General features: G+C 74.8%; 12 protein-coding genes. 6 read left to right on the forward strand and 6 right to left on the reverse strand.

All coding sequences use genetic code 11. The features are described from left to right. Positions 1 to 5 precede the first annotated feature (5 nt). Together ACGFIR_RS24485 and ACGFIR_RS24490 are read right to left on the reverse strand one after the other, a co-directional pair. Entirely contained in the window at positions 6 to 1,718 is a 1,713-nt protein-coding gene (locus ACGFIR_RS24485; RefSeq protein ID WP_393147355.1) for an ABC transporter ATP-binding protein, read from the reverse strand. Continuing rightward, entirely contained in the window at positions 1,715 to 3,469 is a 1,755-nt protein-coding gene (locus tag ACGFIR_RS24490) for an ABC transporter ATP-binding protein (RefSeq protein ID WP_393147723.1), read from the reverse strand. Before ACGFIR_RS24490 ends, ACGFIR_RS24485 begins: the two co-directional genes overlap by 4 nt. Positions 3,470 to 3,714: 245 nt before the next feature. On the opposite strand from ACGFIR_RS24490, the gene ACGFIR_RS24495 reads away from it, so the two are divergent. After that, positions 3,715 to 5,388: a bifunctional 3'-5' exonuclease/DNA polymerase gene (locus ACGFIR_RS24495; protein WP_393002681.1), complete on the forward strand. Its 1,674-nt coding sequence runs from the start codon at positions 3,715 to 3,717 to the stop codon at positions 5,386 to 5,388. Positions 5,389 to 5,654: 266 nt separating this feature from the next. Next, complete coding sequence (locus tag ACGFIR_RS24500; protein WP_393002683.1) at positions 5,655 to 6,248, forward strand: NTP transferase domain-containing protein; 594 nt, start codon at positions 5,655 to 5,657, stop codon at positions 6,246 to 6,248. Positions 6,249 to 6,284: 36 nt separating this feature from the next. On the opposite strand, the gene ACGFIR_RS24505 is transcribed toward ACGFIR_RS24500, so the two are convergent. The 3 genes from ACGFIR_RS24505 to ACGFIR_RS24515 all read right to left on the reverse strand — a co-directional run bounded on the left by ACGFIR_RS24505 (position 6,285) and on the right by ACGFIR_RS24515 (position 10,714). After that, entirely contained in the window at positions 6,285 to 7,094 is an 810-nt protein-coding gene (locus ACGFIR_RS24505) for a metal-dependent hydrolase (RefSeq protein ID WP_393002685.1), read from the reverse strand. A gap of 207 nt (positions 7,095 to 7,301) precedes the next feature. Beyond that, positions 7,302 to 8,630 carry a glycosyltransferase family 4 protein gene (locus ACGFIR_RS24510; protein ID WP_393147357.1) on the reverse strand — a complete coding sequence of 443 codons (1,329 nt, stop codon included), beginning with the start codon at positions 8,628 to 8,630 and terminating at the stop codon, positions 7,302 to 7,304. 140 nt (positions 8,631 to 8,770) lie between these two features. After that, a complete protein-coding gene (locus tag ACGFIR_RS24515; protein ID WP_393147359.1) occupies positions 8,771 to 10,714 on the reverse strand; it encodes an amylo-alpha-1,6-glucosidase in 1,944 nt (647 codons plus the stop codon). Between the two features lie 42 nt (positions 10,715 to 10,756). On the opposite strand from ACGFIR_RS24515, the gene ACGFIR_RS24520 reads away from it, so the two are divergent. From ACGFIR_RS24520 to ACGFIR_RS24530, 3 genes are all read left to right on the forward strand, one after another. After that, positions 10,757 to 13,465, forward strand: coding sequence for a glucosidase (locus tag ACGFIR_RS24520; RefSeq protein WP_393002691.1), 2,709 nt, complete (start codon positions 10,757 to 10,759; stop codon positions 13,463 to 13,465). Between the two features lie 128 nt (positions 13,466 to 13,593). After that, positions 13,594 to 14,172 (forward strand): TetR/AcrR family transcriptional regulator, encoded by a 579-nt coding sequence (locus ACGFIR_RS24525; protein WP_393002693.1) that lies wholly within the window; start codon positions 13,594 to 13,596, stop codon positions 14,170 to 14,172. Between the two features lie 148 nt (positions 14,173 to 14,320). After that, positions 14,321 to 15,028 carry an HAD family hydrolase gene (locus tag ACGFIR_RS24530; RefSeq protein ID WP_393002695.1) on the forward strand — a complete coding sequence of 236 codons (708 nt, stop codon included), beginning with the start codon at positions 14,321 to 14,323 and terminating at the stop codon, positions 15,026 to 15,028. A 114-nt stretch (positions 15,029 to 15,142) separates the two neighbouring features. Here the strand turns inward: ACGFIR_RS24530 and ACGFIR_RS24535 are convergent, their stop codons facing one another. Continuing rightward, positions 15,143 to 15,958, reverse strand: coding sequence for an alpha/beta fold hydrolase (locus ACGFIR_RS24535; protein ID WP_393002697.1), 816 nt, complete (start codon positions 15,956 to 15,958; stop codon positions 15,143 to 15,145). A 95-nt stretch (positions 15,959 to 16,053) separates the two neighbouring features. Between ACGFIR_RS24535 and ACGFIR_RS24540 the strand changes: the two genes are divergently transcribed. Continuing rightward, entirely contained in the window at positions 16,054 to 17,391 is a 1,338-nt protein-coding gene (locus tag ACGFIR_RS24540) for a PLP-dependent aminotransferase family protein (protein ID WP_393002699.1), read from the forward strand. The last annotated feature ends 144 nt before the right edge of the window (positions 17,392 to 17,535 follow it).

Consider the following 17,535-nt stretch of genomic DNA (forward strand, 5'->3'; position numbering starts at 1 on the left):
CCGGGTCACGGGTGCCAGGAACGCCAGAGGGCGGCATAGGGGCCGCCGGCCCGGACCAGGTCGTCGTGGCTGCCCAGCTCGGTGATCCGGCCTCCCTCCAGCACGGCCACCCGGTCGGCGTCGTGCGCGGTGTTGAGCCGGTGTGCGATCGCGATCACCGTCCGCCCGGTGAGCAGGGCGGCCAGGGCCCGCTCGGTGCGCCGGGCGGTGGTCGGGTCGAGGGCGGCCGTCGCCTCGTCGAGGATCAGCGTGTGCGGGTCGGCGAGCACCAGCCGGGCCAGCGCGAGCTGCTGGGCCTCGGCGGCGCCGAGCTGGTGCGCCCCGTCGCCGAGGGGGGTGTCGAGACCATCGGGCAGGCGGGCGTGCCAGTCGGCGCCGACCGTGGCCAGCGCGGCGCGCATCCGGTCGTCGGAGGCGTCCGGGGCCGCGAACGCGAGGTTGTCGCGTAGCGAGCCGATGAAGACGTGGTGCTCCTGGGTGACCAGCGCGATGCGCCGCCGCCGCTCGGCCGGGTCCAGGTCGGTCACCGGGCAGCCGCCGACGCTGACGACCCCCTCCCGGGGCGCGTCGATCCCCGCGAGCAGCCGGGCCAGCGTGGACTTCCCGGCCCCCGACGGTCCGACGAGCGCCAACCGCTCGCCGGGACGTACCTCCAGGTCGATGCCGTGCAGCACGTCGGGCCCGTCGCCGTACGCGAACCGGGCCCCCTGGACCACCAGCCGCTCGTCCACCGGGGCGGCGGCCCGGCCGGGCGGCTCCGGCGGCACCTGGCCGACGCCGAGCACCCGGGCGAACGAGGCGAAGCCGCGCTGCGCCTGCTCCGTCCACTGCAGGATCCGGTCCAGCGGCTCGATCGCCTGTTGCAGGTAGAGCGCGGCGGCGACCACCGCGCCGAGGGACACCTCGCCCCGCGCCAGCAGCAGCGCGGCGACGGGCAGCGGGTAGCTGGCCTCCACCACGGTGAAGAACACGGTGCGCAGCGCCAGGGTCGCCCGCCGGGCGGCCCAGACCCGTGCGATGCGCGCCGTGCCGTGCCCGATCCGCTCGTCGGCGAGGCGGAAGGCCTCGACGGTACGGGCGCCCTCAGCGGTGCTCGTGAGCGTCTCGGTCAGCTCGGCGGCGGCCGCCCCCTCGGCCAGGTAAGCCGGGCTGGCGCGCCGCAGGTACCACCGGGTCATCCCGACGATCGTCGGCAGCCCGGCCAGCGCGGCCAGCCCGAGCAGGGGGTGCAGCAGGAAGACCGCCCCGAACAGCAGCGTCAGCTGCACCGAGGCGATGACGATGGTCGGCACCACGTCCCGGACGGTGGTGCCGACCGTCGACACGTCGACCGAGCTGCGGGTCGCCAGGTCCCCGGAGCCGGCCCGCTCGACGACGCCGACGGGCAGGTCCAGGGTCCGCCGCACGAACTCCTCGCGCAGCCGGGCCACGGTCCGCTCGCCGAAGCGGTGGCCGGCGTACTGCGCGTAGCGCGACAGCAGCGTCTGCGCCAGCACGGCCCCGCCGATCGCCAGGGCGAGCCGGTCCACGGTGGCGACGCCGGCCCCGGCGGACACCCGGTCGACGATGGTGCCGAGCAGCCACGGCGGGGCGAGCCCGGCGACCGTGGCGCTCGCGTTCAACGCCAGCACGACTCCGACGGCGCGCCGGTCCCCGGCGATCAGCCCGCGCGTGGCCCGGCGTACGGCGGACCGGTCGGCGACCGGCAACCCGCTCACCGCAGCGCCTGCTCGGCGTCGGCGTCGCCGCGGGCCACGAGCCGCCGGTAGCCCTGGTCCCGTTCGAGCAGGTCGGCGTGCCCGCCGGTGGCGGTGACCCGCCCCGCGACCAGGTACGCGACCTCGTCGGCCCGGCCGAGCAGCAGCGGCGAGGTGGTGAGCACGACGGTGGTCCGCCCGGCCCGCGCGCGGCGCAGCCGCTCGGCGATCCGCGCCTCGGTGTGCGCGTCCACCGCCGAGGTCGGCTCGACGAGGATCAGCACCTCCGGGTCGGCGAGCAACGCCCGGGCCAGCCGGACGCGTTGCCGTTGGCCGCCGGAGAGGGCACGGGCGCGGGTGTCCAGCGGGGTGTCGAGCCCGCGTGGCAGGGCGTCGACGACGTCCTCGGCCGACGCGGCGTGCAGGGCGGCGGTGAGCCGCTCGCGGTCGGCGTCGGTGCGGGCCCCGACGAGCACGTCGCGCAGTGTCCCGGCGAACAGGTGGGCGTCGTGGTCGGCGACCAGGATGCGGGCCCGCACCTGGTCGAGCCCGACGCCGGTCAACGGCACGCCGCCCCAGGTGACGTCGCTGACGGCGTACCGGCCGAGCCGGTCGGCCAGCGCGACCGCCTCGGCCGGGTCGGCGGCGGCCACCGCGGTGAGCCGGCCCGCCCGGACCGTCAGCCCGCTCGCCGGGTCGTGCAGGTCGGCGGGGCCGGCCGGGGTGGCGACCGGGGTGGTGGGGTCCGCCGGCCGCCGGCTGCCCGGAACAGTCGCCACGCGGGCCGGCGCGGCGGATGTCCCACGGACGCCGTCCGGCGCGGCGGGTGTCCGACCGACGTCGTCCGGCGTGGCTGGTGTCCCGCCGACGTCGTCCGGCGTCACGGCGAGCAGGGCGACGATCCGGCTCGCCGCGACCCGGCCCCGGATCAGTTGGTGGCCGCCCTCCAACAGGAACCAGACCGGCACGACGAGTGTCGCGACGTAGCCGTAGACGGCGACCAGTTCCCCGACGCTGATGTCGCCGGTGACGGCCATCCGGGCCGACAGCCACACCACCGCCGCGAGGAACAGCCCGGGGACGGCCACCGTCGCCGCGTCGATCCAGCTGTTGACCGCGCCCACCCGGTAGCCCTCGGCGAGCAGGTCGCGCGAGCGGGCCGCGTACCGGCGGGCGAACAGGTCCCGACCGCCCACCCCGGCGAGCACCCGCAGCCCGGCCACGATGTCGCCCGACCGGGCGGTCAGCTCACCCTGCTGCTGCCGGTAGACCGACTCCGCCCGCTCCAGCCGGCGCAGCATGGGGGCGACGACCAGGCCGACCGAGGGCACGCCCACCAGCACGCAGAGCGCGAGCGGGGGCGAGATCGACCAGAGCACGGCGGCGACCACGAAGTAGGCGACCACCGCGCCGACCCCGGGCCCGGTCAGCGTCATCACCTGCGCCACCCGGTCGATGTCGGTGCCGCCGACCGTGGCCACCTCGCCCGCCGCCGCCCGGTTCGGCAGCGCGGCGCCGACCCGGGACAGCTTGCGGAGCACCACGGCCGCCGAGCGGGCCTTGGCGTCCTCGCGGATGAAGGTCATCGTGCGGTGGCGCATGATGCCCAGGAAGGACAGCCCCAGGCCGGCGACGACGATCGCCGCCACCCACAGGGCCAGGGCGCGCGTGTCGCCGGTGCGCAGTCCGTCGTCCACCGCGCGGGAGATCAGGTAGGGCCGGACCGACAGGGCGGTCATCCAGGCTGTGCCGAGCAGGCTGCCGCGCAGCACCCGCCACGGTTGGCAGCGGACCAGCCACCACAGGTACGGCAGGGGCCCCCGGATGTCGGGAGTGCCGGGCTCGGGGTGGGGGATCCGTGGTGGCACCGGCTCACGCTACCGAGCCGGGCACCGCCGCACCGCCCCTCGCCTTGCCGACCGTCGGCAGGTTCGGCCCACGGTCGCGGCGGACCGGTCCGGCCGAGGTGCGGCGGCTGGTGGGTGGAGTGTCGCAGGGACGAGGCAGAATCACGTCCGTGCTGGTGGCGGTGGTCTCGGACGAGCGGGGCGGGGGAGCGCTGCAACCCCTCGACGTCGCCGGGCGTCCGGCCGGTCCGGTGTGCCCGGTCGCCGACCTCGCCGCCGCCGTCGCGCAGCGCGAGGCGGCGGAGCGGCCCCGCTGGGTGTGGGCCTCCGGCGCGACGATCTACCCGGCGCTGCTGCGTGCCGGGGTGCGCGTCGAGCGCTGCCACGACGTCGAGCTGACCGAGGCCCTGCTGCTCGGTCACGCCGGCCGCTGGGGCGAGCCGCGTTCGTTCGCGGCGGCCTGGGCCCGGCTGACCGGCGCGCCGGTGCCGGCCGACCCGCCGCCGCGCCCGGCCGCGCCGCCCGGCCACGGCCAGGGTGCGCTCTTCGACGCCCTGCCCGGTCCGCCGGGCCCCGGCATCGAGGCCCTGACCCGGGTGTACGCCGACCAGCTCACCCGGATCGCCGCGACCGAGCATCCCGGCCGGTTCCGGCTGCTGGTCGCCGCCGAGTCGGCCGGCGCGCTGATCGCGGTCGAGATGGGGGTCGCCGGGCTGCCCTGGCGCGCCGACGTGCACGACGAGATCCTCGCCGAGCTGCTCGGCGAGCCGTCGCCGGTGGGTGGCCCGCCCCGGCGGCTGGCCGAGCTGGCCGCGCGGATCGCCGACGCGTTCGGCGTACGCCAGTTGCACGCCGACTCCCCGGCGGAGCTGCTGCGGGCGTTCGCCCGCGCCGGCGTGGAGGTGCCCAACACCCGGGCGTGGGTGCTGCGCGGGGTGGACCACCCGGCGGTGCCGCTGGTGCTGGAATACAAGGAGCTCTACCGGATCTGGACGGCGCACGGCTGGGCCTGGCGCGACGCCTGGGTGCGCGACGGTCGGTTCCAGCCGGAATACGTCCCGGGTGGGGTCGTCTCCGGCCGCTGGGCGACCCGGGGCGGCGGCGCGTTGCAGATCCCCAAGGTCATCCGGCGGGCGGTGGTGGCCGATCCGGGCTGGCGGTTCGTGGTGGCCGACGCCGGCCAACTGGAGCCGAGGGTGCTCGCCGCGGTCTCCGGCGACGCCCGGCTCGCCGCCGCCGGCGGTGCCGGTGACCTCTACGCCGCCCTCGCCCAGGACGCCTTCGGCGGCGACCGGCCCCGGGCGAAGGTGGCGCTGCTCGGCGCGATGTACGGGCAGACCGGCGGTGCTGCGGTGCCGGCGTTGGCGGTGCTGCGGCGCAACTATCCGACGGCCTTCGCCTACGTGGAGGCGGCCGCCCGCACGGGGGAGACCGGCGGGCTGGTGCGTTCCTGGCTCGGGCGCACCTGCCCGCCCGGCACGGCCGGGTTCGGCGATCCCGACGCCGACATCCCCGACGGCGGCGACGATCCGCGGTCGCCGCGGGCGCGGGCGGCCCGGTCACGGGGGCGGTTCACCCGCAACTTCGTCATCCAGGCCACCGCCGCCGAGTGGGCCTCGACCCTGCTGGCGACGCTGCGCGGCCAGCTCGCCGGCACTGGCGGTGAGCTGGTCTTCTTCCAGCACGACGAGGTGATCGTGCACTGCCCGGTGGAGCGGGCCGACGCGGTCGCCGAGGCCGTCACCCGGTGCGGCGAGCAGGCCGCCACGCTGCTCTTCGGCGACACCCCGGTCCGCTTCCCGCTGGACCTGTCCGTCGTCGACTGCTACGCCGACGCGGCCTGACGCTCTCGCATGCGCGACCTGACGCTCCCGCACGCGCAGCCTGACGCTCCCGCACGCGCAGCCTGACGCTCTCGCGGGTACGGCCCGGAACGGGCGTCCGGTGACGTTCCGCCCTCGGTAACAGTTGCACTATTTTCCCTTTTCGCCCCGCTACCCGGTCTGCCTTGTCCTCGTTGCTCCCGATGTCCGTACGACGGAGCGGGCCGTGCCCCCGGGCCACGGCCCGCTCCACGGTGGAGGGGGCCCAGCTGAACCGGATCGCAGGAATGATCATCGCCGCGGGCGGGGGACGTCGTATCGGCGGCCCGGAGGCGCTGCTGCACCAGGGGGAGAAGCCCCTGGTGGGCCGGATGATCGACACGATGACCGAGGCGGGCTGCGAGCGGATCGTGGTCGTGCTCGGCGCCGCCGCCGACCAGGTTCGCCAGACGGCCGACCTGAGCCGGGCCACGGTGGTGATCAATAGGGCGTGGGGGACCGGTGTCGGCTCGTCCATCCGGGCCGGCCTGGCCGCGCTCGACGACGAGGGCATCGAGGCGGTAGTGGTGGTGCCGGTCGACATGCCCGGCCTGACCGCCGCCGCCGTACGCCGGGTGGTCGCGCTGCCGTACCCCGACGTGCTGGTCTGCGCGACCTACGACGGGCTGCGCGGCTACCCGATGCTGTTCGGACGCCGGCACTGGTCCGGCATCGCCACCCTGGCCAGCGCGGACGTCGGCGCCCGGCCGTACCTGCTGGCGCACAAGGACCAGATCGTCGACATCTCCTGCGACTCGGTGGCCGACGGCAGCCGGGTCGACACCCCGGAGTTGATGGCGCTCTACGGGCTGACCGTCCCACCGCAGCGCATCGGCGCCTAGCCGCCCGGCCACCGGCCGGGGGCGCGAGGAAGGCCGTCAGATGTCGATGTTGAAGCGTTGCAGCACCGACGGGGCGACCAGCCCGGCCGCCGCGAGCACCGAGATCACGGTCAGTACGGCCCGCACGACCACCACCTCGGTCTTGCCGCCGGCCCGCAGGGCGATCTTGTTCGGCAGGCCGATCGGCGTCCACATCCGACGCTTGATCGGGATGGGCCAGAGGATGGGCACCCCGGCCCGGGTGATCATGTCGCCGAGGATGTGCACGAAGCAGCCCACCCCGACGGCGGTGCCGATCAGCGGGTAGCCCCGGCCGCCGGGCAGGTTGGCGAAGGTGTACCAGGCGGCGGCGGCCGACGCGAGGGTCACGATGACCCAGCCGGCACGCTCCGCCCACTTGTCGAACAGGCCGCGCAACGCCAGCCCGAACATGAAGAACAGGATGCCGATGACGGCCCACTTGCCGTACGCGGCGCAGAGCGTGGTGGTGCCCCAGCCGACCAGCAGGGTGAACGGGATGGTGTGGGTCAGGGTGCGGTGGCCGTTGTTGCGGCGCGGGTCCTTGCTGAGCTTCGTCGCGTAGTAGACCCCGAGCGAGATCTTCTCCATCACCTCGGCGATGAAGAGCGAGAACACGCCGAAGGTGCGGGCGACCGTCGCCCCGCCCTGGTTGCGGGTCACCTTGCCGGACAGGTCGAGATCGGGGAAGAGCGCCCCACCGGCGCAGACCGCCGTGCCGACGGCGAGTTCCAGCGGCGACTGGTGGTAGTCGGCGAACTGTTGCAGCGCCCAGGATCCGGTCAGCCATACCGCCGCGCCGGACAGCGCGTGGGACGGTCCCATCATGTCGGCTCGCCCTCCCCAGGGATCTTGAGCGCCAAAACTACGCCACTGTAGTTCGCCGGTGTGGCGCAGGGGCATCGCCCGGACGGTCCACCGGGGACGGTGGCGGGGGAGGGGTGGGTGGCTCCGCCACACCGGCAGGAAGTATGCCCTGCGAGGCGGCCTACGGGGTGGCTCTGTCGGACACCGGACGGCCCGGCGGTCGGCTGTTCAGCGGGCGCCGCCGACCGCGAGCAGGTTCCCCTCCGGGATGGTGATCTTCCGGTGGGCCCCGCCGAGCCGGGCGGTGGCGTGCCGGGCCCGCGTCGTGCCGTGCTCCCGGCGGGCCGCCGCGTACGTGCCCGCCGTGCGGGTGGCGATGGTCGCCCAGCCGTACCGCCGGCCGACCATGGTGCGCGCCCGCCGGGCCACCCGCCTGGCGAAGACCTCGTCGCCGAGGAGCCGGTCGACGGCCGCGCCGAGGGCGTCCGGGTCGCTGTGTGGGAAGGTCACCCCGGTCACGCCCGGCTCGACGATCTCGGCGAGGCCGCCGGTACGGGCCACGGCCAGCGGCGCACCGGCCGCCGCGGCCTCCAGGGCCACCATCCCGAACGGCTCGTAGAGGCTGGGCACCACGGTCGCGTCGGTGGCGCCGAGCAGCGCGGGCAGCCGGGTCGAGTCCAGGAACCCCGTGAAGCGTACGGTCTGCCCGAGCGCGAGGCGGCGGGTCTCGTCCTCCAACTCGGCGCGGTACGGGCCCTCGCCCGCGATCACCACCCGCAGCCCGGGGTGCCGCTCGCGCAGGTACGGCACGGCGTGCACCAGGTGTTGCACGCCCTTCTCGTAGACCAGCCTGCCGGCGTACCCGACGAGCGGGCCGTCGCCGGCGAAGCGGGCCCGGGCGGCGGTGACCGCCCCCGGCCCGGCGCGCCAGGCCCGGTCGTCGACCCCGTTGGGCACCACGTCGACCTGCCCGGTCGGCACGTCGAAGAGCGTCGTGACCTGGTCCCGCATGTAGCCGGAGCAGGCGATGACCCGGGTGGAGGCGTTGCTCAGCCAGTGCTCGACGCCGTGGATCGTGCGGTTCATCTCCTCCGGCAGCCAGCCCTGGTGCCGGCCGGCCTCGGTGGCGTGGATGGTGGTCACCAGGGGCAGGTCGAGGTGCTCGGCGAGGGTCGTCGCGGTGTGCGCGACGAGCCAGTCGTGGGCGTGGATGACGTCGTAGGCGCCGGCCTCGGTGGCGCGCAGGGCGGCGCGGGTGAGGGTGTGGTTGAAGGCCATGGTCCAGGCGAGCAGGGAGGAGGTGGCCAGGGGGAAGGTGACCGGGTCCTCGGCGGCCCGCAGGATGCGGACGCCGTCGGCGTACTCCTCGAGGGGTGCGCCGTCGGTGTGCCGGGTGACGACGGTGACCTCGTGCCCGGCGGCGGCCAGGGCGACGGAGAGGGCGTGCACGTGCCGGCCGAGGCCACCGACCAGCACCGGCGGGTACTCCCAGGAGAGCATCAGCACCCGCTGTCGCCGGGCGGGATGGATGTCGATCACGTCGGCGTCAGGTGACATGCGGCCCCCTCTGAGTTGTCCCCCGAGCCCGTCCGGTGGGCGCCGAACCGGCGCCCACCGGGGCCGCGCCCGGATCGGGACCCATCCTGCTGGTGGCCGGCTAACCGGCGGAGACGCCGCCGTTGCGGTCGTGTAAAGCGCTACCGACCGTTCCTGCGGACGCGCAGCAGTTCGGCGACCGACCACGCCTGGAACGGGCAGCCCGTCGCGGCGTGCGGCGCGAGGCCGTCGGCCGTCTCGCTCACCGATCCGAGGCCGTACTCGGTCAGGTGGGCCTCGACGCCGACGAAGAGGTCGTCGACCGGCATCCTGGCCCGTCGGGCGGCGTCGGCGTACGGGCCGAGCAGCCACGGCCAGACGGTGCCCTGGTGGTAGGCGCCGTCCCGCTCGGCCGGACCGCCCCGGTGCCGCCCGACGAACTCGGGCGAGTCGGGGGCCAGGCTGCGCGGGCCCAGCGGGGTGAGCAGCCCGGCGGCGACCCGGCGCACGGTGGCCTCGTCGGGCTCCAGCGGCGCGTACGGCAGCGACCAGGCCAGCAGCTGGTTGGGGCGCAGCAGGTCGTCGTCGTGCTGGGTGGCCCCGCCCAGCGGGTACGCCGGCGCGGGCGCGTCCACCACGTCGTGCAGCCAGCCCGTCGGTGCCGGGAACCGGTCGGCGAACGCGGCGGCCGCCCGCCCGTGCAGCCGCCACAGCTCGCCCGCGTCCCGCCCCGCCAGCTCGGTCAACTCGGCCAGGCCGGCCAGCCCGTTGACCCAGAGCGCGTTGACCTCCACCGGCTTGCCGGTACGCGGGGTGACCGGCACCCCGTAGACGCGGGCGTCCATCCAGGTCAGCGCCGTGCCGGGGGTGCCGCCCTGGGTGAGCAGTCCGTCGGCGGGGTCGACGGCGATGTTGAAGCGGGTGCCGGCCAGGTGCGCGTCGACCACGCCGTGCAGCGCGGGCAGCAGCTCGTCACCGAGGTCGGTGTCGCCGGTGACGGTGACGTGCCGGCTCACCGCGTGCAGGAACCACAGGGTCGCGTCGACGGTGTTGTACTCGACCCGCCCGGTGTCGGCGGTGTTGGCGAGCATCCCCTGCGACAGCGTCGCCGCGTACGACCGCAGCAGCTGGCGGCCCTCGTCGGCCCGGTTGGTGCAGAGGAACAGCCCCTCGTAGGAGATCATCGTGTCCCGCGACCAGGCGCCGAACCACGGGTAGCCGGCCACCACGTCCGGCCCGGTGGCCGTCCCGACCACGAACGCGTCGGCGGCCAGCGTGAGCGTCGCCTCGACCTCGTCGGCCGGCTTCGCCGCGGCCACCACCCGACGGTTGCGGGCGCGCGCCGCCGCGACCACCTCGGTGGCCGGGGGCGGCTCCTCGGCCAGCTCGCCGGCCCACGCGAGCACCGACACCGTGTCGCCCGGGCGCTCCAGCGCGCCCGAGAACCGGCCCGCGTACCAGAGGTCCTCGTCGGGGTTCAGACCGCGCGCCGCCTCCTCCCGGTGGTGCGCACCGTGCCACCACTGGCCCTCCGGGGCCCAGTCCGGCCCGGCGAGCCGGAACGCGCCCTCGACCACCGCCCCGCCCGACACCGGCTCCACCCGCGGGGCCGGGCCGTCGGCACGGCGCTCGCCGTGCGCGTCGCGCCACGTGCAGACCGCGGCCAGGTCGAGGCGCACCGGTCCGCCGGAGACCAGCCGGTGCACCACGGCCACGCACGACCGGCCGTGCGTCATCGCCAGCTCGCGCTCGATCACCACGTCGCCGACCCGCCAGCGCCACCGGGGCAGGCCGTCGCTCAGGTCGAACCGCTCCAGCAGCTCGAAGCCGCGCGGGTCGACGTCGCCGGAGGACCATTCGTGCGCGCCCAGGCGCACCCGGGCGCCGGAGGGGAGGAGCACGGCCGGATCGAGGCCGACGAGTCCCACCCGGCGCGACGCCGGCGTTTCGCCGGCCACCACGAGCAGGCCGTGGTAGCGGCGGGTGCGCAGCCCGCTCACCGTGCCGGTGGCGTAGCCGCCGAGACCGTCGGTGACCAGCCACTCCCGGGCGGCCCCGCCGGTCAGGTCGCCGCAGACCTGCGGACCGAAACGAATGTCGATCAACTTTCCTCCACCGGCGGCGGGGTGTAACACGCCACGACGAGAATGGCTCCTGTGGTGAAGTCTCCAGGCGACGTCGAAGATGTCCGAGTGATCACCGACGTGCCGCTCTCCGACGACCACGCGCCCGACCCCGAACGGCTCCGGCTGGCTCAGGCCGACGCCGGGGAGCAGGAGTGGCGCGCATGGGGTCCCTATCTGTCCGAGCGGGCGTGGGGGACGGTGCGGGAGGACTACAGCGAGCACGGTACGGCCTGGGACTACTTCCCGCACGACCACGCGCGGTCCCGAGCCTACCGGTGGAGCGAGGACGGCATGGCCGGCGTCTGCGACGACCGGCAGACGTTCTGCTTCGCGCTCGCCCTCTGGAACGGCAGGGACCCGATCCTCAAGGAGCGGATGTTCGGCCTCGGCGGCGACGGCGGCAACCACGGCGAGGACGCCAAGGAGTACTGGTGGTACGAGGACTCCACCCCCACCCACTCCTGGATGCGCTGGCGGTACCACTACCCGCAGGCGGCCTTCCCGTACGACGAGCTGGTCGCGGTCAACGCGCTGCGCGGCCGGGACGACACCGAGTACGAGCTGGTCGACACCGGCATCTTCGACGACGACCGGTACTGGGCGGTGACCGTCGACTACGCGAAGGCGACCCCGACGGACCTGTGCGTCGTGATCACCGTGGCCAACCGGGGTGACCGGGAGGCCACCCTGCACGTGCTGCCCACCCTCTGGTTCCGCAACACGTGGGCCTGGGGGCTGCCCGGCGGTGACCGGGTGCCCCGGCTGGTCGGCGAGGGATCGCGGCTGGTCGGCGAGCACCGGGTGCTCGGCCAGCTGCTGCTGGAGGGCGACGGCGAGCCGACGCCGCTGCTCTGCGACAACGACACCAACGCCGAGCGGCTCTGGGGGCTGCCCGGCCGCTCCCGCTACCCGAAGGACGGCATCAACGACCACGTGGTCGACGGGGCCGAGACCGTCAACCCCGCCCGGGAGGGCACCAAGGGCGCCCTGCACTACGTGCTGGAGGTGCCGGCCGGGGCACAGCGGCGGATCCGGCTGCGGCTGACCCGTACCGCCCCGCCGCCCGGCGGCGCCCCGCCACCGCGGGCGGACCTCGGTGACGGCTTCGACGCGGTGGTGTGGGCCCGCCGGGCGGAGGCGAACCGGTTCTTCGCCGGGGTGATCCCGGCCGCCGCGACCCCGGACGAGGCCCTGGTCGCCCGGCAGGCGATCGCCGGGCTGATGTGGGGCAAGCAGTTCTACCACTTCGACGTCAAGCGCTGGCTGGAGGGCGATCCCGGCTCCGCGCCCCCGCCCTCCGGCCGCCGGCACGGGCGCAACAGCGCCTGGCGGCACATGACGAGCTTCGACGTGATCTCCATGCCGGACCCGTGGGAGTACCCCTGGTACGCGGCCTGGGACCTGGCCTTCCACTGCGTCAGCATCGCCCGGGTCGACCCCGGGTTCGCCAAGGAGCAGCTGCTGCTCCTGTTGCGGGAGTGGTACCTGCACCCCAACGGCCAGATCCCGGCGTACGAGTGGGCGTTCGGCGACGTGAACCCGCCGGTGCACGCGTGGGCGGCGCTGAAGGTCTTCGAGATCGACGGCGGGCGGGACCACGACTTCCTGGCCCGGGTGATGCACAAGCTGCTGCTCAACTTCACCTGGTGGGTCAACCGCAAGGACACCGTCGGCAACAACGTCTTCGAGGGCGGCTTCCTCGGGCTGGACAACGTCGGCCCGTTCGACCGCTCGGCGGCGCTGCCGGTGGCCGGGGTGCTGGAGCAGTCCGACGGCACCGCCTGGATGGCCATGTACGCGCTGAACCTGCTCGACATCGCCGTGGTGCTGGCCGAGCACGACCGCACCTGGGTCGACACCGCCACGAAGTTCTTCGAGCACTTCGCCTACATCGCCGCCGCCGCGTACGAGCAGGGGCTGTGGGACGCCGAGGACGCGTTCTTCTACGACGTGCTGCGGCTCGCCGACGGCACGAAGGTGCCCCTGCGGGTGCGTTCGGTCGTCGGCCTGCTGCCGTTGGCCGCGACGACCCGGCTCACCGCCCGTACGCTGCACCGGCTGCCCGAGCTGCACGCCCGGCTGCGCTGGTTCCTCACCAACCGCCCCGAGTACGCCGACGTCATCGGCGCCCGGCGGCTGGGGCCCGACGGCCGCCAGCACCGGCTGCTGTCCATGGTCGGCCCGGAGCAGATCGTCCGGCTGCTCGCCCGGATGCTCGACACCGACGAGTTCCTCTCCGAGTACGGCCTGCGTACGCTGTCCCGGGCCCACCTGGACAAGCCGTTCTCGGTGACCCTCGGCGGGCAGGAGTTCAGCGTCGGCTACGAACCGGCCGAGTCGACCAGTGGCCTGTTCGGGGGCAACTCGAACTGGCGCGGCCCGATCTGGATGCCGACCAACTTCCTGCTGATCAGCGCGCTGCGCGACTACGCCGCCTTCTTCGGCGACGACCTGCAGGTGGAGTATCCGACGCGCTCCGGCGTGAAGCGGACCCTCGACGAGGTCGCCGACGACCTCTCCGCCCGGCTGATCTCGCTGTTCACCCGCGACGGCTGGGGGCGGCGGCCGATCTACGGTGCCGCCCAGCTCTTCCAGACCCACCCGGACTGGCGGGACCTGATCTGTTTCCCCGAGTACTTCCACGGCGACAACGGCGCGGGGCTGGGCGCCTGGCACCAGACCGGCTGGACGGCGCTGGTCGCCGACCTGATCCTCACCCGGCGGCGCTGACCCGCCCGTGTCGCCGTGTCCCCGCGCCGAGGCGTCGTCCCGGCTCCGGTCCGCCGTTCCCGGCCGACGACAGTCGTCAATCCGTCGCGGAGTCGTCACGGGTGGTGACGCTCGCTAGCATCGGCGGCGTGTCGCCAGCAGACGGATCAGACGCCGCACCGGCCGAGCGCGAGCGTGTCGCGCTGGCCGCCCGGGGGTTGGCCGAGGCGGAGGGGTGGGCGGCGGTGACCCACCGCCGGCTGGCCGAGCGGATCGGGGTCGACATCGAGGACGTCTACCGCTGGTTTCCGGATCCCGCCGCGCTGATGTCCGCCGTGGCGGTGCTCGGCTTCGCCGACCTGGCCGCCGCGCTCGCCGCCGCCCGGGAGACCGCCATCGGGGGCGGGCACGGCGAGTGGCCGGCCGTGGTGACGGCCTACCTGGACTTCGCGTACGCCAGTCCCGAGGTCTACGACGCGATGCTCGCCCACACCTCGGATCTCACCCTGGGCCGCGACCCGGGTCCCGGGGCGCCCCGGGCGGCCTTCGCCGAGCTGCGCGCGGCCCTGGCGCCGCTGGCCGCCGGCCGTGACCCCGACACGCTCGCCGAGGTCGGTTGGGCGCTGCTGCACGGCACCGTCATGCTGACCCGGGGCGGGCGGCTGCGCCCCGACAAGCAGGAGCAGCGCGAGGACATGATCGTGTCCGGGGTGTTCGCCAGCCCGTGACCCCGCGCCCTGTCGTGGGCCGCTCGCAACCCGCTTGCCGCGCGGAATCGTGCACGGTTACGGTTCGCGCCGCACGGAAACTGTCCACGATCCAGATGGGTGCGCCCCCGCCAGGTCGGGCCGGAGTCGCATCGCGGGGAGGGGAGCCATGGGCAACGGGCCGCGCCGGCGCGACGGGCAGGTGCTCGTCTTCGACGCCGACGACACGCTCTGGGAGAACAACGTCCTGTTCGAGCGGGTGATCGACGACTTCCTGGAGTGGCTGGACCATCCGACCCTCGACCGGGCCGGGACGCGGGCCATCCTGGACGACATCGAGCGGGCCAACGCGGTCGCGCACGGCTACGGCAGCAAGGTGTTCCTGCGCAGCCTCCGGGAGTGCCTGGAGCGGCTGCGGCAGCGGCCCGCCACCGGGGCGGAGCGCCGCCGGATCGACGAGCTGGCGGCGGCCCTTGTCGCCCACCAGGTGGAGCTGATGCCGGGGGTGGCCGAGGCGCTGGACGACCTGGCCGGCCGCCACGAACTGCTGCTGCTGACCAAGGGCGAGCGCGAGGAACAGCAGCGCAAGCTCGACGCCTGCGGCCTGCTGCACCACTTCCGCGCCGCGCACATCGTGCGGGAGAAGGACGTCGACACGTACCGGTGGCTGACCCGGGAGCACGGCATCGATCCCGCCGTCACCTGGATGATCGGCAACTCCCCGAAGTCCGACATCCGGCCCGCCCGCGCCGCCGGGCTCAACGCCGTGTTCATCCCCAACGACAACACCTGGGTGCTGGAGCACGACGAGCTGGACCCGGCCGACCCGGGGGTGCTGCGGTTGTCGGCCTTCCCCGACCTGCTGCACCACTTCTGAGGCAGCCGCTGCGGAGATGGGCCGCGCCGAAGGCATTGGTGGCGCCCCCGGCAGCGAAGCGCCGCGCGAAGGCGGCGCCGGAACCACTGCTGGCGCCGGTCACGAAGACGGTCGTCACCGCTGCGCCCCTACCGCCTCGACCTGCTCAAGCAGGTGCCCGAGCGCGGCGTTGAAGACCGCCTCCCGCTCCAGGTTGGGCAGGTGGCCGGCGCCGTCGACCACGACCAGCCTCGCGCCCGGTACGCACCCGGTGATGAGTTCGGCGTCGCCGACCGGAGTGAACTCGTCGTCGCTGCCCACCACGACCAGGGTGGGCACCTCGACCCGGCGCAGCGTCCCGACGTAGTCGGGGCGCTCGGCACGTCCGCGCAGGGCGGCGGCGGCACCGACCGGCGAGGTCGCCCGCATCATGTCGCCGACCTGCCGGGCGATCTCGGGTAGGGCCGCGATGTTCCGCGGGGCGAGCATCTTCGGCAGGACCTCCTCGGCGTAGCCGGCCATACCCTCCCGGAGCAGCCGGTCGGCGAGGGCGTTGCGCTGCGCGCGCCCGAGGTCCGTCTCTGCCGGCGCGGAGGTGTCGGCCAGCAGAACCCCGCAGATGCGCTCGGGGAACTGGCGCAGGCACTCCATCACGATCTGCCCGCCCATCGAGAGTCCGCCGAGGACGAACCGGCGTACGCCCAGCCGGTCGGCCAGGCCGGCGACGTCGCGGGCGAACACGTCGAGTGTGGTGCGGCCCGGCACCACCGTGCTCTCGCCGTATCCGCGCAGGTCGGCGGCGACGACCCGCCAGCCGGCAGCCACCGCGAAGTCGACCTGTGGACGCCACATGGAGCGGTTGAAGGGGTGCCCGTGCACCAGGACGAGGGTGTCCCCGTCGCCGCGGTCGTCGTACGCGATGTCGATGCCGTCGACCTCTGCCATGACCATCGTCTTTCCTTCCGGTTGATCTCGACAAGGACGCTAGGCGGTGCAATAGTCGAGTGCAATAAAAACAATGGCCTCGGAGCAATTTGGAGCGGAACGTGGACGACTACCGGCGGATCGCCGACCGGATCGCCGCCGACATCGCCGCCGGCCGGCTCGCCGCCGGACACCGCCTGCCCCCGCAGCGCACCTTCGCCCGCCGGCACGGCATCGCCAGCTCCACGGCCGCCCGGGTCTACGCGGAACTGACCCGGCGCGGGCTGGTGACCGGGGAGGTCGGCCGGGGCACCTTCGTCCGGGCCGCCACCCCGCCGCCGGAGCCCGCCCTCGCCGAGCCCGGTGACGTCCGCGTCGACCTGGAGCTGAGCTTCTCGGTGCTGCCGCAACAGCCCGCCCTGCTGGCCGGTGCGCTGGCCGCCCTGCTGCGGTCCGACGCGCTGGCGACGGCGCTGCCCCCGGTCGGCGTGGCCGGCACGCCTGCGGCGCGGGAAGCCGTCGCCGGGCTCCTCGGCCGCGCCGGTTGGACCCCGGGCCCGCGGCAGATCCTGTTCGCCGGCAACGGCCGGCAGGCGATCGCCGCCGCCATCGCCACCCTCGTCCCGGTGGGCGGGCGGCTCGGCGTCGAGGCGCTCACCTACCCCGTCGTCAAGGCCATCGCCGGCCGGCTCGGCGTCACCCTCGTCCCGCTGCCGGTCGACCAGGACGGCCTGCTGCCCGAGGCCGTCGCCGAGGCGCACCGTGCCGCGCCGCTACGGGCCGTCTACCTCCAGCCGACCCTGCACAACCCGCTCGGCACGACCATGCCGGCGCACCGTCGCGCCGCCCTCGCCGACGTGCTCGACCAGCTCGGCGTGTACGCCGTCGAGGACGACGTCTGGTCGTTCCTCACCGACGCCCCGACACCGCTGGCCGCGCTGGCGCCGTCCCGCACCATCCTCGTCGACAGCCTCTCGAAGCGGCTCGCCCCCGGCCTCACCGTCGGCTTCGCCGCCGCGCCGGCGCAGCTCACCGACCGGCTCGCGACCGCGATCCGGTCCGGCACCTGGGCAGCTCCCCGCTTCGCGCTGGAAGCGGCAACCCGATGGCTCGGCGACGGGACGGTCGACACCATCACCGCCGGCAAGCGCCACGACGCCCGTGCCCGGCAGGAGTTGGCGCGGGAAAGGTTGGCCGGCCAGCTCCTGCGCTCCGATCCGGACGCCTACCACTGCTGGTGGGAGCTGCCCGAACCGTGGCGCGCCGAGATGTTCGTCGCGGCGGCGGCCCGCCGGGGCATCGCGGTCACCCCCGCCGCCGCGTTCACCGTCGGGACCAGCCACGCTCCCAACGCCGTACGGCTCGGGCTGGCCGCACCGCCGCTGTCGACCCTGTCCTGGGCGCTCGACACACTCGCGGCGTTGGCCCGTTCCAGCCCCGAGGACGCCGGGGCCGAATGACCCGTGGGCGCACTGCCGGCCTCGACGGGGAACAGCGCTGGCCGGTAGGGCCGTGTTACGTCGACATGCCGCGTTTTCGCCTTGATGTCAATCACTCGCGTCGACCCCGGCTCGTCCTTGTCCGGGCCCCGACGGCCCGCCTAG

It is taken from the genome of Micromonospora sp. NPDC049051 (assembly GCF_043197575.1).
In the GTDB taxonomy this organism is placed as follows: Bacteria; Actinomycetota; Actinomycetes; order Mycobacteriales; family Micromonosporaceae; genus Micromonospora.